The organism is Neobacillus cucumis (assembly GCF_023715505.1).
Genome location: NZ_JAMBOH010000041.1, coordinates 13082 through 31501, shown reverse-complemented (window position 1 = coordinate 31501; position 18420 = coordinate 13082). Strand labels below are relative to the sequence as shown.

Here is an 18420-nt window from a genome sequence, read left to right as displayed (position 1 = left end):
TCTAATTGTAAATAAATTTCCAAATGGATGGAGCCACCTTTGATTGGGTATTTACTTTTTTGGCTCTAAATAAGAAAGATGACTAAACTGAAAATTACGACATTTTTAATGCAACACTAGTGAAATTATTTAATTAAAGCATTTCTAAAATATCTTTGTAAAAGTATTTACATACCACTTCTTCAGAATCAAATTTTTCGAATTGTGATTTAACACCACGTTCGCTATAGTATACTTCCCACTTTCCATTTTTCATTATTGAGGCACAATGCTTCGTTTGGAAGTTCTCCATTTAAGCTATATAAATCCTCCAGTATATTTGATTGAATCAACAACTTAATTAATTCATCTTTACTCATATTTGATGACCCTTCTGAGCACCTTTTGCCCTATTAATTTTTTTCAGATTCGCTAAATTCTTACTGAATACCAAGACCTGCTTTATTCATCGAACCACGGTGCAATTGTTCCTGCCTCTACTTCAACCGGCCTTGTGACTACATGCTTTAACACCTGTATTCAGGCCGTACTGACTGTTTGAATCGCCCGCATTTGCAAGACGGACGGTGCTGCTAAATTTGCTTAAGCTGCTCACACCCGGAACGATGTCCAAAGGAGCTAATAACCCGCGGAACCACCGTTCCCCCGTCCCTAGTTCTCGGCCAGATAAAGTGGTTTTTAATAATAATGTAATTTTATACACAACAAGTTTATAGAATAGGCAGGAATAGCTTTCACTAGTTCTCTAACAATGTTGGCTTAGAAACCCTTGCATCATGCGCCCATTCATCAAGGGATATTTGTCGATACTTATTCAGAATTTGTAGATATTTCCCGGGAATTTGTTGAAATTTGAATAATGATAAATCCGAAGTGTCGAACAATCGAGGAAAGTTGAAGCCGGGAAAGGTTGTTTTAAGCGGGACAACGTATCATTTGTATCGGGTATCGCAATCTAGGTTCCATTTAATTATCTAATCTTTTTCTGATAGACAAGATCTTTAGTGTATCGGCAAAGGGCTTATCCGTATCGCGCAGCGCTATAAGCCTTTAATGTCGTAAAGGCACCTTATTTTCGGAATAACGAGAAAAGCCACTCCCATTTTTCTTTCGGCTTTTGTATCACTTCTTCTAAACGTTTATTAAACTCATTTTGTGAAAGCCATTCTTTTTTCTGTTCATCCCGCAGATTTTGTAATTCTTTTTGTAAATATTCACTTTTTTCTTTTTCTTGATGCAGCAATGTTTCGTAATATGCATTTTGTTGTTCCGTTAATTTTTCAATTTTCGCTTGAGTCCTTTGTGCTGAATTCCCAATACTAGAACTTATTACATGATGATCTTGCTGGAGCCGAGCAACTGTTATTTTAAGCTCAGACATATCGTTTGTCAGTTGGACATTCATTTCACGGGTAGCTGCCATTTCATTGACTAGAAACATTAAGATTTCTTTTAATTGATTGGGGTCTTGGGGCAAGTTTTCATATGTATCGGGTATGGCAAGCTCTTTTTCACTGGATTCTTTGATTCTTTCCTTTTGTTGATACGCAAGTTCCTTTGCTGTATCGTCTAGGGGCTTGTCCGTATCGCGTAACGCTATAAGCGCTCCGATGTCAGATTGAACAAAAATCCGCCGATCGCCATCTTTTAAAAACTCATATCCATTTCGCTCTAAGATCTGGCCATACTTTCGAACTGTAGGTGTTGCAATCCCCACTTCTTCAGCCACTTCTTTAGAGGAGAATGCTCGTTCATTCGGTTGTATATCACGTCGCATATCGTGCCTCCTTTTCTATTAAATATGAGGGTTTTTTGATTTATTTGCAAGCTATATCACCCTGCGATATAAACAAAAAAGGCCAGCCAATCTGTAACCTTTCGGCGTTACATATTGCTGCTGTATCTTTTTTATTAATACTAACTAGATACTAATTTTTTATATAACTCTCAGTTTGATTCTCTGGCAATCATTTTGCTTGTAAATCTCGATCTTCTGCCTAGAAACATCTAAAGCACAACCAGCTCATTAAGCTGGTTGTGCTTCTTTGCGCGCAAAACTTCTGATTGTCCGCTTTAAGACCCTTCCTGATACCTCTTCGAAAACAGTTTCAATTATTTGTATTGTGAATTATATAATCCGCCGTACGAATGGCCAATGCAACGGTTGTAAGTGTAGGGTTTGCACCTAGAGTCGGTAAAATACTATTATCTGCTACATAAAGTCCTGATATGCCGTGAATTTGACCGAATCTATTAACTGCCGAAGTATAAGGATCATTCCCCATACGGCAAGTTCCTGACTCATGATTATCATCCCCGGGTGCACGCATATAAATGTCAGGCCGACCTTCAATGAATCCTAAGGACGAAAAAACCCGTTCCATTCCTGCAGTTAATTGCTGAATGACCACTCGATCCCTATAACTAAAATTGAAATGAACCTGAATCTTTGGTACTCCATATTTGTCTCGCCGATGGGGATCAAGATAGAGCATGTTTTCAAATCGTGGTTCTACATTTCCATAACCATGGAAGATCATCTCTACCCCATCTTGAAGCGGTGTATCAGGTATGCCAAATTCGATTTGATAAGGATTTTCCTTCGTATTTGGAATCAAAATACCAATCCTCCCCAAATCCTCTGGTAACAATTTACGGTTGATTATTGGATTTGCAGCTAAAGCAGAATGATCTATAAGAAAGTGGCCAATCGCTGGACCCGAAATCCCCGAATGAAGGAGCAAGCGTGGTGTTTCAAAAGTACTTGCCGACAAAACAATCGTTTTTGCTTTAATCCAGTATGATTTCAAATCCGGAGACATCACCTTAACTCCCGTTGTTTTCCCTTTTTCGATAAGCAATTGAACAGCGCGAGCCTTAACAGCCAGATCAAATGACCTATAATTTAAAGCCTCTGCAAGGAAGTGGATGGAACTAAATACTGTGTTGGAATGGATCGCGCCATATTTTGTAGGTGTAATGTCGACAGCAAAAGGAATACTTGTTGCATTAATAAATCCATTTGCCCAAAGGCGGTTTAGAATGACTCGGGTGGGGTAACTGGACTTGGAAAAGGTTTCATTCACATTCATGACTTGTTCCGCGATTTTGTAATAAATATTCAGCTCATTTTTGGGGATAGGCCATTGTGAAATAAGGTATGAAGGAATTCGCGGACTAGCGGCTGCCCACTGTAAAGTCCGGCCCCCTAGTGCAAAAACTTGTTTTGCACCCGAAAACTCTGGAAGTGTTTTTCCAAGTGGTTTTGTTATTGAAGTAATGTATTGCGCTGCACGTTCGCGGGAGAGTAATCCGAGATTATCAACATGTGTTGGCAGCAATAGGTCCCCTGCTTCTATCATACCTACTCGTTTTCCTTTATTTCTCCATTGATCACAAAGCCGCCAAAGGGCCGCCCCTCCTCCTGCTCCACTCCCTACGATCAACACATCATAATCTGTTTGTGCCATTTTTTCTAACGGGGTGAGTGGAATCCAGGAATCAACAGTTTCCGGTGAGATCACCTGAGGGCAAGCAGGGGGAAAAGGAGCATGTTTCTTTAAAATGGCGGATGAATTAGAAAAATGGCTGTACGTATCCTGATAGGGATGTTCATCCCATTTTAATCCTATTTTATTTAAAAGCCTTTTTAAGGATTTTGCTGCAGCCAAGAAGAAATCCCGATCTGCGATACCTGGCCTACCCTTTGGTTCAATCGATATAAATCCGGAATAGTTTCTCTCTTTTAATGTAGTGAGTAATTTTATGATTTCAGCGTCACCTTCTCCAGGCGGAACCACTTCTCCAGTATCCTTTCGAGCATCCTTCATATGAATGTAAGAAATATATGGCTCTACAAGAGGATAGGCTTGTGTCATTGGCAACACTGAAGAACGTAAGAAATTAGCCGGATCAAACGCAAAACGAAGGTTAGTGGAATGGATACTTTTAAGAATATCTAGAGTGCGTCCCCCAGTATCCCCATACATGGTCGTATCGTTCTCAAGAAGTAGAATGACACTTTTCTGCTCAGCGATACTTGTCAGCTCTTTTATTCGTCTTAAAACTTCAGCTCTATATTTTAAAGGATTTTCCCCTTTAGGAATGATAAAAGAGCGAATCCGAATATATGGTGTACCAAAATATTTGGCTAAATCAATCGCCCGCATCATATCATTAAGCTGTGGAGTAAAATCATCTGTTATACTATTAACCCCTATCGGTGAAGCGATTGAAGAAATGCAAAAACCACGGATATCCAGGCTTTTTTTTACTTCTGCTATCTCTTCTTCACTGAGTTGTAAAACATTTTTTCCCCCTAGACCACGTAAATCAATATAATAAATCCCTTCGGAGGCCAAAGTATCCATTTGAATTTCCAAATTGGGCGAAATTTCATCACCAAAAGCTGTTAATTTTATCATGTAAAGACACTCTCCTGATCCTGATGGATAATATAATCTGCGGTTCGAATGGCTAAGGCAACAGTCGTAAGTGTCAGGTTTGCTGAACCGATGGACGGAAAGACACTATTATCAGCCACATATAGTCCCTTAACACCATGTATTTGCCCATACCTGTTGACTACAGAAGTGGATGGATCATTACCCATTCGACAGGTTCCAGAGTCATGATTTTGATCACCCGGCGGCATTAGACAGATAGAATGCTGGCCCGTTTTCGAAGTCATATTTATACCACAAATGGAAGAGATCTGTTCAATTGCTCCAGCGATTTCACGAATGATAGCTTTATCCTTTTCGCTAAAGGAAAAATGTATTTGAATCTCCGGTACCCCGAATTCATCCGTTCTATAGGAATCTAATGTAATCTTGTTTTCAAATCTAGGTTCAACCTCCCCAGAACAAAGGAAGTGGATATCTAGTTCCTGATGAAATGATTTTGTCTGGTACGGCTGATACCAAAAATAACGATTGGGTCCTCTTAGCTGGATTTGATAGTGCCTTTCCTTTGTTGAAGGAATTAACATGCTTAACGTTCCTAAAGGATCCGGAAACTTGTCACGGCTTATTGTTCCTGTAGCTAACACAAAAGAATGATTCATTAAATAATGACCGATGGCTTGCCCTTGAATTCCCGAGTGAAGGAGCAATCGAGGTGTTTCAAATGTACTAGCGGACAATACAACGGTCTTTGCTTTTAAAATATAAGTTTTTTTATCTGAAGAGATGACCTTTACGCCAACTACTTTTCCATGATCAACTAGTACTTGAACGGCCCTAGTTTTAACAGTTAAATCGAACCGACGGTGATTTAATGCTTTTGTAAAGAAGTCGATTGCGCCAAAAAATACATCTGAACCCTCCTGTCCATAAATACCTAGACCAAGCTCCGCAGCTATAGGAGAAGGAGCAGCCTCTGTTAGTCCTTTCCTTTGCAACCTATTCAGCAATATTTCTGTGATTTGGGAATCCTTTGTATATTCTCTTGATACATTCATTACCCTTTCTGCGATTCGATAATAGGAGTCCATCTCTTGAACCATGACAGGCCATTGGGCAAGTTCAAACTGATTAAGCCGCGGGGTGATGGCATTCCAAAATAAAGTTCTTCCACCAAAAGCAAAAACTTGTTTTGCCCCCTGAAATTCGGGATTAAATTTACCTAATGGTTTTGATATATACTCATGAAGTTTGTTCATACGTTCACTATTCATTGTAGGAATGTTGGCTGCTTGTGTCGGGAGCAAAAAGTCTCCGGATTCAACCACACCTACTTTTTTTTCATTTTTTCCCCATTGTTCGCATAATCTCCAAGTAGCTGCTCCACCTCCTGCACCAGTGCCAATAATTAAAACATCGTATTCGGTATTGGCCATCTTTTCTAAAGGAGTTGGCGGAATCCAATTTTTCGTCAATGACTTCTCACATCCCTTTATCGATGCTTATCTATGATAAAGATCTGACCTTAAGCGATTATGTTCTATATGAATAATTATCGAAACCTTCTCCCTCATTCATATTAGGTAAATTACGCAGTTATTCCTAGAAGTTAGTGCATAAAAAGAAGAAGCCAAGTGCTTTTAAAAAGCCTTGGCTTCTTCTTTTTATATGCTATCGCCCTTTTCTTCTATTTTCTCTCTTCTAAAAAATGCAAGGATCGTAATAAAAAGCAACGGAAGAACGACAAGGGTGCTAATAACTAATGGCCAAATAATAAATGTCGCTTCAAAATGCTCCGTCTCTGACTTGAACATCGTAAGTGTTAAGAGGAGGGATATAAACGTAACAGGAAAGATAATAATCCGTTCATCCTTTAATTTTAATATTCTTGATAGAGCCTCTTTTAAAACAAACAGCATGATCGATGCTTTCATATAGGAACCAACAATCAAAGCAATTCCAATGAAAGCCTCGATCCTTGTAATAATTTCCTTGATATTAACCAAACGTGCCAATTCAAAAAGTGAAAATTTAAATGTACCTGAGAGTGGTCCTAAAGCCATAATCGTGCAAAGAATAGAAGTAATGATAAAAAAACCTTGAAGCATAAAAGCTGAAAACATATATTTTTTTAATGACTTGGCCTTTTCCTTATTTACGAATGGAAATAAAAATGAAAAAAGGACTAGTTCACCATATGGGAAACCGATTATGGAATAAGTACCATGAATAACTGGTTTCATCCCTGCTGGAAAAGCTGGCAGGAGATATCCTGAGTGATAATTTGGAACATTCAATAATAGTACTAAGGATGCAAAAAAGATTGAATAGCAAAGAAGTAAAATAAACATTCTTGCCATTACTTCAATACCCGCTCTTGCCGTTAATGCTGCGACCAGCAATATTAAAGTATGAAATACGTAATCCGGTGTTTCCGTCATCATTGCTGTAGTGAAAAATCCCCCTATATCAATAACAATATAAGAAAGAATTAAAAAAAGCACGAACAGGATCGGAATACAAATACATAGCGTAATCCACTTTCCAAGTATTTTCCTGCTATAATCGATTAAAGTCCAATTTGGATTTTTACCATACAAATATAAAATACATGACAATAAAACTAATCCATAAACAATGGCAATAATGACTGATAGCCACGCTCCATTATTTGCTGCTAACGTTAGAGGCTGCGGGATGTTAATATAGGATGATCCAAGCATAAAAGAGAGAAATAAACACGCCATTTGTCCAGAACTTATTGTTTCCCTTTTCTTCAATTCACTCTCTCCTTACTATCTATTCAGCTACATGGCTACTTTTATAGCTTCGACAATTTTATGGGCAGGTTTTGAAAAAAGGAATTGAACGGGGTCATTTAAAGTTGGCCATTCTAAATCCAACACATAAATGACACTAAGGTATAGGATGGGCAGCGTCAATATCCCATAAACGATACGTTCTCTACGATTTGTTTGTTTTAATTTTGGACCGTCGTAAACCAAAATACCTAAGCTCACGATCACAAGAACAAGAGTTTTTTCAACCAAGTCTATTCCCCCGTTACTTTTTCGCCAATAGGCATGCCTGTACTTTTAACATTTACTTCAACATCACTGGTAAATTGTATGTCGGCAAAAATGTCACCCCATTCCTTTTCCCACCTTTTCCATAAGGCAGGGTCTTGTTGATAAAGTTTATTCCCTATTCCCAACACATCCACTTTCTCTTCCTGCATACGCTCAATTACTGATTCTAAATTCTTTTTGATTATTTTTTTTATATGATCTTCTAACTTTTTTTCTTCTCCAAGATTGGTTATTGTAGTACATCTTAGTTCACCCATCGTTCCTTCGATTTTAGTAAACAAGTGAATAGCAGGTGGTTTCATGGAGAAATTAGGCTTTATTTTTGTTTTAATTTTGGAGGTTTCAAGCGTTTCCATTTTTAATGTCTTTTGACTCCCATCATCCAAACAAGGAAACTCAATAATTCCACTTTTAAACTCATTCATTAACATAAGAACTTGTTGTACGTCCCTCGGTTGGAGGTGTTCTGCCATTCTTCCTTCACTAATTATAGCCACCCCGCTGCTGTAGGGGGCTTTTGGTTTTTCATCATTCATTTTAAAATATGGGATCGTAGCTGTTTTCGATTTACTATTTAATTGCACATCAATATCTAACATTTTGGCTTTAATGGTCTTACTTGTATATTTGTTTGAATTTTCAATAATCGTTTGTAATTGCTGACTGACTGTTCGTTCAATAAACGGCTTTACTGTTAAATAGTCAACAGCTTTTCCATTCGTGATAATAACAAAGGTATTGAGGCGGACATCTTCATTACGATTAAAAAAGTCAAGAATCTCCCCGATATCCTGCTCCTTCGCAAACTTTTCTCCAATTAAGATGACACGCATATGACTCCAACGGGCTACACGTCCTAAGTATCGATTGATGTCACGGACTCCGTCAAAAACACTTTCATTTTTTGTTTTTATATTCGTATAGGCGGATTTTTCCCCACCGCCCATTCCTCCTGTCGTTTCTGTAGGTGAATAGACTTGTGCGTTTATTTCAATGCCCCCACCTTCTGTTTGATCTAAACTAATCCCCATTATAAAGCCAAAATCCGTTAACTCCCTACTATTCCAACAACCTGTTAAAGATAGTAATAAAAACATAATAGGCAAAGCTTTCATGGAGATAGAATTCATTGTCTACCATCTTCCTTAGGTGATTTAATTCTTACGCATACCACGTACTCTTGGAGTTTCCCACAATGTTTTATGAGGTGCACGAATTAAAACATCAAGTAACTGTTTCGGTCTAAATGGAGTCAGCGGACTAAAGTACGGCGTTCCTAGTGACCGTAACTGCGAAATATGTAACATTATCAGCAGGTAACCGATCATAATTCCAAATCCCCCCAAAATAGCAGCTAAAATCATTAAAGGGAATTGAAGGATTCGTAAACTGATAGAGATGCTGTAGTGTGGCATAGAGAAAGAAGCAATACCTGTTAATGCCACTAAAATAACAATAATTGGGGAAGCAATGTTAGCAGTAATGGCGGCATCACCAATTATTAATGCTCCAACAATACTTACCGCCGAACCAACTGGTCTTGGCAGACGTATGCCGGCTTCTCTGAGTAATTCAAAGAAAAAAATCATGATGATTGCTTCAACAAAAGCAGGAAAAGGGAGCCCTTCTCGAGTATCAAGAATGGCCATTAACAGGTTGGTTGGTATGAGTTCAGGATGAAATGTGGTTAATGCGACATAAATACTAGGTAATGATAGAGCTATAAAAAACGCAGCAATTCTTAACAGACGAATACATGATGAAAACACGACACGATGATAATAATCTTCGCTTGCTTGAAAGAATTCGGTTAATAATCCGGGGCAGATTAATATGGTTCCGGTACCTTGTACCATTACAATAATTTTCCCTTCTAATAAGCTAGAAATGGCTACATCTGGACGTTCAGTAGACCGATATTGGGGAAATGGCGAATAAGTTGAATCCTCAATTAATTCCTCAATATAGGAAGTTTCCAAAATGTCTCCTTTTTTAGCCTCCTCGATCCTTTTTTTAAATTCTGCTAGCGTTTCCGTGTCAACTTTCCCCTCAAGATAGCCAAAGGCGACCTCTGTTTTGGTAGCCCCTCCTGCTCTAAATTTTTCAATTTTAAAATTTGGGTTCTGTAATCGTGTTCGAAGTAACCCGATATTCCTTTGTAGCTGTTCGACAGTTCCTTCACGCGGACCTTTTACCACAGATTCCGTGACAGGTTCAGTGACTTGCCTTGTGTTAATTTGGGTTGCTTGAGCATAGGATAACACTTGGTCCCAGCCATCAAAAAAAATGACAACGTGTCCTTGTAAAATGTTGTCCACCGCCTGCTCAAAGCTATCAACAAGAAGAGCGTTTTGACTAGATATTCCATGCTGACTGAAAAATTTTATGACATCTTTCGGTTTAATCATCGTTGCTGGACCAACTTCATGTTGTACCAAATCCTGCATTGATTCTTTCATGTAATTTACGCTTTTTTCTTGTACCAATGTCTCGAAATAAACCGAGAAGGCGTTATACATTAAATCCGGTCCATATTGCCACGGAAAAATATTTAAATCTTCACAGTTGGAAAGAACATCTTTTAGTTTCTCTAGGTTTTCGTTTGAATTTTTAGAGATTGTGGTAGATTCTTTAAAAAACATTACTGTAACCTCTTTTTTCCTCTTATTGTTTTATTATCGTAAAATGGTTAAGAATTATTCATCGACAAATCCACTTGAAAACTGAAATTAATATAAGAAAAAGGCCCCCAACTGGTTTATTTTCCACAATGGTAGCTGCTTGAGCAAAATAAAAACCCTTCTCTTTTGAGATGGGTTTTTATTTTGCATAATTATAGACATTTCATAATTGGTTCTTATTTTAGTATGGTAAAGATATTCATAGACGTTTAATACAAACAGAATTAACACAAACTAAATATTTATTCTCATCTTTAACACTTATTTTTTTTGCCTGTTAAGAGATGTAGTGTGATACGGGCAGTACCTGTTGTATTTACCAGCCAAACTCCTGAAAGTACCAAAATTACTCCTAGCAATGCAATGGCATTCAGATTTTCCTTTAAAAATAAAGCCCCTGATAGAGTACCCACTACAGGTACAATTAACAAAGAAATCGATGCTTTGCTGGCTTTCATTTTAGAAAGAATATGAGACCATATTACAAAGGCTAATGCAGATGCCAAAATTCCGGAATATAGAAGGTATACTACAGCCATAAGACTCCAATGGGACTGGCCATGTTCAAAACTGAAAGAATACAAGAACAATCCAACAGCTCCAGCAGCCATTTGCCATGTAGTAAATTGAACTGTATCACAGCCTTGTAATTTAGTTTTGAAAATGAAGCTGGATAACGCCCATGTTATCGCAGAGCTTAATGCAAGAATCGGAGCCCAGATTGTTTCTCCAAACTGAATATCCATTGCTAAAAACAACCCCAATACTCCAATCAGAATCCCACCTGTCTTTCTAGTAGTTAATTTCTCTCCAGGAATGAAATAATGAGCCATAAGTGAAAGAAACAATGGCATGCTATAGGTTAGAACAGATGTAAGACCCGCGCTTATATAATTTAAGGAGATTTGGACGGCAATGTTAAAATAAGTGGTTTGTAACAGCCCGCATAAAATATACCACTTTAGTTCCCGTTTACCTGGGAGCGGGATTTTTTTAAAAAAGGTTAACCCAAAAAGTACAATTGCCCCAAGCAAAAACCGATAGGCAGCAAACAAAACAGGTGGGAACACGCCATTTCCTTGTTTCATAATCACAAAATTAAAACCCCAAATTATACATAAAAAAAGCATCAAGCCATTCATTAGCTGACTCCCCCATTTCTTTTAATATAGTAATCAAACAATAATTAAAATTCAAACTTTTTTAATTGACTTCTCTCTTTAGGGGCTGATAACTAATCATGCATCCTACTTTTACATCAGGATTACTCCTTTGCATGCTTTTGTTGTCAGAGCATGCCAACAAAATTAGTTTCCAATGTTATTAAGCTGGGTAAGCATACTTTGTAAGCTTTATAAGTAAACAAAAAGAGAAATGGAGGCAATAACTATGAGTAAAACAGTATTAGGAGTTTATAACTCCAGCGATGAAGTGGTTCGGGCCATAGAGGAATTTCAGAAACAAGGATATTCTGTAAAAGATTTGTCGATTATTGCTAATACAACAGCTGTTCCTTCTTCCATTGAAGAGGAAACAGGCGTGGCTTCTCAGGAGATAAGTGCAACGAGGGAGACTCATACAGAAGAACACCCTGGGTTCTTAGCGAGCCTGTTTACCCCGTTTGAGGATCGAATGTATCAAAATGATGACAGCGGAACTACTCATTACGACCATTTGGTCGCCCAGGGCATTAGGGAAGCAGATGCCCTAAAATACCAAGATGATCTCAATGCTGGAATGATTCTGCTCCTTGGTGAAGAAAAAGGATCAGGTAATGTTGGTGTTGCCGATGATGTCTCCGGAGGAACCCTTGCTAGTGAACAAACGGATTTAGAAGATACTCTCGACACAGATTCGCAGCGCTCAATAAAGCTTCGCGAAGAACAGTTAGATGTTAATAAACGACGAGTTCAGACAGGTGAAGTAGAGGTTAAAAAAGATGTGGTTGAAGAACAGCAAACGTTAAATGTTCCCGTACAACATGAAGAGGTTAGCGTCGAAAGACGGGCAGTGGACAGGACTGAAGCAGATACAACCACACCTATAGGCGATGATGAAACCATTCGCGTTCCAATTGTCGAGGAAAGAGTCGAAGTTACGAAGAAACCTGTTGTAACCGAAGAACTGGTGATTAACAAAAAGGAAGTTACGGAAAACCAACAATTAACAGAAAATGTCAAGCGTGAAAAGGCAAAAGTGAATAAAGAGGGCGATACTTCAGTTAATGAAACTACTACCGATAACAATCGTGTGGATCTTGATAGACTCTAACCATTAATAAATGAGAAAATCTGAAAAAAAGCTCATCCTTTTACTTACTAAAGCAAAAGGATGAGTATTTATCTTTTTTTATTGCATGTAAAAATCTAAAGTAAAGCTTTATGATGTTTGCTTACATCATGCCGCCCAGTCATTTTCATATAGAATAAAACGAAATCGTTTATAAAAGTGGCTTTAAATCATCATTTTAAAAAGGTTCGACTAAATTATTTTAAATGTGATATAAAATCTCGGAGGACAGAAAGGAGGACAAGTTTTATATTATAAATGGATAGGCTCCATTTAATCTAGTTAAATATAAAATGCCTGTCACTCCCTGGAATATCGAAACTTCGACCAATTACCACGAGTACAGGCATTTTATTTAACTATTTAATCATGCATAGGAATGAATATCACTATTTAGTTTGAATTAATAATATTTCATCAATGATGGGAATTTCTTTTTTCAATATGGTTAAGAGATTTCCCTCGATCTGATTGTCGATTTCACAAATCGTTATCGCCGAACCATTGATTTTTGAACGTTCATTCGCCATACGGGCAATATTTAACCCTTTTTGATAAAGAGATCCTGATAGCTCGGCAATAACCCCCTTTCGATCGGTATGGCGGATTACAAGTGTTGGTCGGTCTCCGGAAAATTTTAATGGGTAATCATCCAATTCTTGAACTTCCACTTTGCCGCCGCCTAAGGAACTTGCCAATACCTTTACAGTTCGCATTGCCCCTGATAATTCTACTAACACCGTATTCGGGTGGTAACTTCCAAGCACCCGTTTCGTAAACTCGTATTGTAATCCATTTTCTTCGGCAATGGATTTCGCATTTGGAATGCCTTCATCCATTGTTGTTAACCCAAGAGACCCTGCTAATAATGCTAAATCTGTGCCATGGCCTTGATACGTTTCAGCAAAGGAACCCATCAGGGAGAGCTTTGCAAATAATGGTTTTTCGTTTAACAGCTGAAAGGCTATGTTGCCAATGCGGACAGCACCTGCTGTATGTGAACTTGATGGACCGACCATGACGGGGCCGATAATCTCATAGGCGCTTTGATATTTGGCCGGCCCGCAGCCGCTTGTCTTTTCGCTGAAAATCTGCGCCTTCAATTTTTTACCTGTCGGGGTGCCTGCCAGACCGCCAATCCCGGTTTCCCTTAGCGATTCAGGCATTTGCTGCCCGACTTCATGCATCACATGGATCACCTCATCCGGTGGAATGATGCTGACCACCCCTGCTAACGCCATATCTGCCGCAGCCTGGGCGGTAATCGCGTGTAATCCGTTCCGAAGGATACATGGAATTTCCACCAGCCCGGCGACCGGATCACAAACTAGTCCCAGTGAATTTTTTAAAGCTATTCCGATGGCATTTCCTACCTGCTCTGGAGTGCCGCCGGCAAGCTCAACTAAAGTGCCAGCGGCCATCGCGGTTGCTGAGCCTATTTCCGCCTGGCATCCGCCGGCTGCCCCTGATATGGAGGCTTTATTGGCAATCACCAAGCCAAGGGCAGAGGCCGTGAACATCGACAGTACAATCCGCTCCCGGGGGAATTTTCCGCTGTCCAGAGCGTGTACGAGTACTGCCGGCAAGATTCCCGCTGAGCCTGCAGTCGGTGTCGCCACAATCCGGCCCATTGTCGCATTGACCTCTGATACGGCCAGTGCATTGGCTGCAACATTTAATGTCACGGGATTGATAAAAGATTTTCCATTTTCGGCATATTGGTGAAGTCGGTACCCATCACCGCCGGTCAAGCCGGTACGGGACATGACAGCACTTTTCGTCCCCCTAAGGACAGCCTCTTCCATTACCTTAAATTGCTCGGCCATTTTTTCGATAATCGCTTCCCGTGGAATGCTTTTTTGCTGTATTTCAGTTTGGATCATTAATTCCGCAATCGTTATATTTTGCTGCTTAGCTAGTTCAATTACTTCTCTTAAACTCGTGAAAGACATAGTATCACTCCCTCAAAGAAGACGGTCCCCATGCATGAAGCATTAGAACCGTCCCCCTGTTTCATCTGTTTTCTTTATATTATACTGCTTTCGTTTTGGTGCCTTTTTCGTTTTCGGCTTCGTCTAACGGTACACGTTTTTCCATTTTTAACAGATAGAAAATGGCTGTCATAAATGCAAGGAATCCAATTCCCGCGATTAACGGGATGCGCGTGCTTGGATTGATCGCCATACCGACAAGGACAACCAGTAAAAATACAATGGTAGCGTAGTTGCTGTACGGTGTAAGAGGCATTTTAAATGGATGTTTTTCCATTGCAACAGCGTTTACTTTTCTAAATTTGATTTCACTGATGAGCAGTACAAACCATGGAATCATTCCTGGAAGTACACTCGCACTGTAAACATACACAAAGATGGATGGCGGTGCAACATAGCTTAACACAACACCAATAGCCAAACCTATTAAAACCGTTATGGTTGAATAAACAGGAACCTTATTTTCCGATAATTTGGCAAAAATCTTTGGTGCCTGTCCATTTTTCGCCAATGCGTAAAGCATTCGTGTGGCGCTGAAGATGCCGCTGTTACAGCCGCTCATTGCTGCCGTAATGACGACAAAGTTGATAATACCGGCTGCAGCCGTTATTCCAATTTTAGCAAAAACCGATACGAATGGGCTGCCAACTTGATTGAGCTGGTTCCAAGGATAAACAGTTACAATTACAAAGATAGCACCAATATAGAAAATTAAAATACGCCAAACGGTGGTTTTCACAGCATGTGTAATTGTTTTTTGCGGATTTTCTGCCTCTCCAGCCGTCATCCCTATTAGTTCCACCCCTTGATAAGCACCGATAACGATGGAAAGAGCAAAGAAGAAACCTTTAAATCCCCCGGTAAAAAAGCCGCCGTTTTTCCAGATGTTTGAAAATCCAATTGCATGGCCGCCATTTCCGAACCCAAAGAGAATAATGCCAATACCAGCAATAATCATGAAGACAATCGTTAACACTTTAATTAATGAGAACCAGAATTCAAATTCACCAAAGTTTTTAACTGAAATCATGTTGGCAACGCCCAGAATCACCATCGCGACCACCCCAGGGACCCATGTTGGCAGATGTGGGAACCAGTAATGCATATACGCACCAACAGCGATGATTTCCGACATGCCGACAGTGATCCATTGGAACCAATAGCTCCAAGCTGTCAAATAGCCAGCCAAAGGATGGATATATTTATTGCCGAGGTCAGCAAATGAACCGGTGGTTGGTTCCAAATAAAGCATTTCCCCCATCGAGCGCATGATGAAAAATAAGAAGAGTCCGGCAACTGCATAGGCAATCATAACCGATGGACCCGTCCATTTAATTGTACTGGTCGAACCCATAAATAAACCTACCCCGATCGTACCACCCAAAGCAATCATTTGAATATGACGCGCCTTAAGCCCACGCTTTAATTCCTGGTTTTTTGACATAAACTTCACTCTTTCCCCTTGTATTTTTCAAACCCATTCTTCTTGATGTTATTCTTTCCTTTAAACCAATATAGGTTCCCCAAATCGAATGTCCAATTTTTTGGCTAAGTTTTCGAGCATTGATTTTGTCATACGGTCTAAATCATACCGCGGATTAAAATCCCATTCCTCTTTGGCAGCGGTCGCATCAATGGAGTTTGGCCAAGAGTCAGCAATCTGCTGCCGGACTGGATCAACTTGATAATCCATCGTAAATTCCGGTATAAATTTCCTGATGGAAGCAGCAATTTCTTCAGGTTCAAAGCTCATCGCTGTAATATTAAAGGCATTTCGATGTTTTAATCTCGATGAATCCGCTTCCATTAGTTTGATAATCGAATCAATCGCATCTGGAATATACATCATATCCATGTAAGTGCCTTGCGCAATATAGGACGTATATTTTTTGTTCTTTAATGCTTCATAGTAGATATCAACCGCATAGTCTGTCGTTCCTCCGCCCGGTTGTGTTTTGTAGGAAATCAATCCAGGGAAGCGAACGCCTCGGGTATCGACGCCAAATTTTGCAAAATAATAGTCACATAGCAATTCGGCGCTTACTTTGGTGACACCGTACATCGTGTTTGGCCGTTGGATTGTATCCTGGGGCGTATTATCTTTTGGCGTAGATAGGCCAAAAGCGCCAATCGAGCTTGGTGTAAAGAACTGTGCATTGGAATTCCGCGCCACCTCGAGTGCATTTACCAATCCGCCCATATTTAAATTCCAGGCTAGCAGCGGTTTTTTCTCGGCTGTTGCCGATAGCAGCGCTGCCAAATGGATAATCGTATCAATGTGATAGTCATTGACCAACTTCTGCATTTTCTCTCCATCCAGCACATCCAATGTATCAAATAAACCATTTTCCACCACTGGGTTGCCATCAACATGGCGGACATCAGTGGCAAGGACATTTTTCTCTCCGTAAAGTTCCCTAAGTCTCAACGTTAACTCTGAACCGATTTGACCTAAGCTTCCAGTCACAAGAATTTTTTTCACCGTAAACAACCTCCTGAGTATTTCCCTTATATAATGAACACATGGTATCAAGTTGTAACAGAAGGGACCTATTCCGGAAACGGGGCCCTCCCCTGTTTATCGACTAAACTTAGATGACGCCCAGCTCTTTTCCAACTTTTCCATATACAGCAAGCACTTGGTCCAGCATTTCTTTTGTATGGGCTGCAGTCGGCATATTGCGCACCCTGCCTGTTCCCTTCGGCACTGTCGGGAAGGTGATGGCTTTGGCGTAAACTCCCTCTTCCATTAGACGGCGGGAAAGTTGCTGCGTTAATGTTTCTTCTCCGATAATACATGGCGTAATCGGTGTTTCTGAGTGGCCAATATCAAACCCTAAGTTTTTCAAGCCTTCTTTTAAATAGCGGCCATTTTCCCAAAGCTGATCGACTCTCTCCGTTGATTCCGTCATGATGTTAATCGCTTCAATGCAGGCAGCAGCAGCTCCTGGTGTCAGCGAAGTTGAAAATAGGAATGGACGGGCGCGCACTTTTAACCAATCAATCAATTGCTGGGTACCGGCCACATAGCCGCCCACGACACCAATGGCCTTGGAAAGCGTTCCAATTTGAAAATCAATTTGATCGGAAAGGCCAAAATGTTTAACCGTGCCGGCCCCATTGCCCATAACGCCTGATCCATGTGCGTCATCAACATATGTAAGCAAGCCATATTCTTCAGCGATTTCCACGATTTCCGGAAGCTTTCCCACATCCCCATCCATTGAAAAAACACCATCGGTAATATACATAATTTTTTCATAAGCGCCGCTTTCGACTGCTTCTTTTGCAACCCGCCTTAAATCATCCATGTCCTGATGCTTGACCCGAAGGATTTTTGCTCCGGACAAACGGCAGCCATCAATAATCGAGGCGTGATTCAATTCATCAGAAATAATCGCGTCCTTCTTCGTCATGACTGCCGAGATTGCGCCCATATTGCAATTAAATCCTGACTGGAATGCAATCGCCGCTTCTGTATGCTTAAATTCGGCAATCCTTTTTTCCAATTCATTATGAATGGTCATCGTTCCGTTGATTGTCCGAACGGCACCAGCACCCACACCATACTGTTTTGTGGCTTCGTTTGCCTTTTGGATTAATCTTTCATTGTTTGCTAATCCAAGGTAATTGTTGGACGACATATTGACGACTTCTTTGCCATTGATTGTCACGATTGGGCCATTAGATCCCTCTACTGTATCAATGACGTTATATAGCCCTTTCTCATGCAGCTCTTGCAGCTGGGGAGTTAATATCTCTTCTAAAACTTTTCTTGACATCGTATAAACCTCCATCGATTAACTTTTCAGTGAAAATTTCTATCTATTCTCGATTAAGAAGAGTTAAGTTGAAAACGTTTTCATATACCTAGTTTATATCGCTTTTTGTCGATTTACATTCCCATCTTTGTTGTATGTATCACCCATATTTGCCCTCCTTCACATTTTGGTCACATTCAACCACA

General features: G+C 39.9%; 14 protein-coding genes. 1 reads left to right on the top strand and 13 read right to left on the bottom strand.

Annotated features, from left to right (window positions below):
- Positions 1-224 precede the first annotated feature (224 nt).
- The 9 genes from M3226_RS32395 to M3226_RS28670 all read right to left on the bottom strand — a co-directional run bounded on the left by M3226_RS32395 (position 225) and on the right by M3226_RS28670 (position 11303).
- Positions 225-359 (bottom strand): hypothetical protein, encoded by a 135-nt coding sequence (locus M3226_RS32395; protein ID WP_285858041.1) that lies wholly within the window; start codon positions 357-359, stop codon positions 225-227.
- A 710-nt stretch (positions 360-1069) separates the two neighbouring features.
- Positions 1070-1777 carry a hypothetical protein gene (locus M3226_RS28705; RefSeq protein ID WP_251572592.1) on the bottom strand — a complete coding sequence of 236 codons (708 nt, stop codon included), beginning with the start codon at positions 1775-1777 and terminating at the stop codon, positions 1070-1072.
- Between the two features lie 331 nt (positions 1778-2108).
- On the bottom strand, positions 2109-4424 hold the full coding sequence (locus M3226_RS28700; RefSeq protein ID WP_251572590.1) for a TIM barrel protein: 2316 nt from the start codon (positions 4422-4424) through the stop codon (positions 2109-2111).
- Complete coding sequence (locus M3226_RS28695) at positions 4421-5878, bottom strand: GMC oxidoreductase (RefSeq protein WP_251572588.1); 1458 nt, start codon at positions 5876-5878, stop codon at positions 4421-4423. The genes M3226_RS28700 and M3226_RS28695 overlap by 4 nt, the downstream gene beginning before the upstream one ends.
- Before the next feature lie 189 nt (positions 5879-6067).
- The gene (locus M3226_RS28690; protein ID WP_251572586.1) at positions 6068-7183 is read right to left on the bottom strand and encodes a GerAB/ArcD/ProY family transporter; all 1116 of its coding nucleotides are present in this window, start codon (positions 7181-7183) and stop codon (positions 6068-6070) included.
- A gap of 27 nt (positions 7184-7210) precedes the next feature.
- A complete protein-coding gene (locus M3226_RS28685) occupies positions 7211-7453 on the bottom strand; it encodes a hypothetical protein (RefSeq protein WP_251572584.1) in 243 nt (80 codons plus the stop codon).
- Between the two features lie 2 nt (positions 7454-7455).
- The gene (locus M3226_RS28680) at positions 7456-8622 is read right to left on the bottom strand and encodes a Ger(x)C family spore germination protein (protein WP_251572582.1); all 1167 of its coding nucleotides are present in this window, start codon (positions 8620-8622) and stop codon (positions 7456-7458) included.
- A 24-nt stretch (positions 8623-8646) separates the two neighbouring features.
- Positions 8647-10134 carry a spore germination protein gene (locus tag M3226_RS28675; RefSeq protein ID WP_251572580.1) on the bottom strand — a complete coding sequence of 496 codons (1488 nt, stop codon included), beginning with the start codon at positions 10132-10134 and terminating at the stop codon, positions 8647-8649.
- Between the two features lie 293 nt (positions 10135-10427).
- Positions 10428-11303 carry a DMT family transporter gene (locus M3226_RS28670; RefSeq protein ID WP_285858043.1) on the bottom strand — a complete coding sequence of 292 codons (876 nt, stop codon included), beginning with the start codon at positions 11301-11303 and terminating at the stop codon, positions 10428-10430.
- A gap of 259 nt (positions 11304-11562) precedes the next feature.
- On the opposite strand from M3226_RS28670, the gene M3226_RS28665 reads away from it, so the two are divergent.
- Positions 11563-12444: a YsnF/AvaK domain-containing protein gene (locus M3226_RS28665; protein ID WP_251572578.1), complete on the top strand. Its 882-nt coding sequence runs from the start codon at positions 11563-11565 to the stop codon at positions 12442-12444.
- Between the two features lie 407 nt (positions 12445-12851).
- Here the strand turns inward: M3226_RS28665 and sdaAA are convergent, their stop codons facing one another.
- The 4 genes from sdaAA to M3226_RS28640 form a co-directional block, all read right to left on the bottom strand.
- Positions 12852-14414 (bottom strand): L-serine ammonia-lyase, iron-sulfur-dependent, subunit alpha, encoded by a 1563-nt coding sequence (gene sdaAA, locus M3226_RS32595; RefSeq protein ID WP_308212003.1) that lies wholly within the window; start codon positions 14412-14414, stop codon positions 12852-12854.
- Positions 14415-14493: 79 nt separating this feature from the next.
- Positions 14494-15897, bottom strand: a complete 1404-nt coding sequence (locus M3226_RS28650) for an amino acid permease (protein ID WP_251572576.1) — start codon at positions 15895-15897, stop codon at positions 14494-14496.
- 60 nt (positions 15898-15957) lie between these two features.
- Complete coding sequence (locus M3226_RS28645; RefSeq protein ID WP_251572574.1) at positions 15958-16935, bottom strand: L-threonine 3-dehydrogenase; 978 nt, start codon at positions 16933-16935, stop codon at positions 15958-15960.
- A 109-nt stretch (positions 16936-17044) separates the two neighbouring features.
- On the bottom strand, positions 17045-18235 hold the full coding sequence (locus tag M3226_RS28640) for a glycine C-acetyltransferase (protein WP_251572573.1): 1191 nt from the start codon (positions 18233-18235) through the stop codon (positions 17045-17047).
- Between the last annotated feature and the right edge of the window lie 185 nt (positions 18236-18420).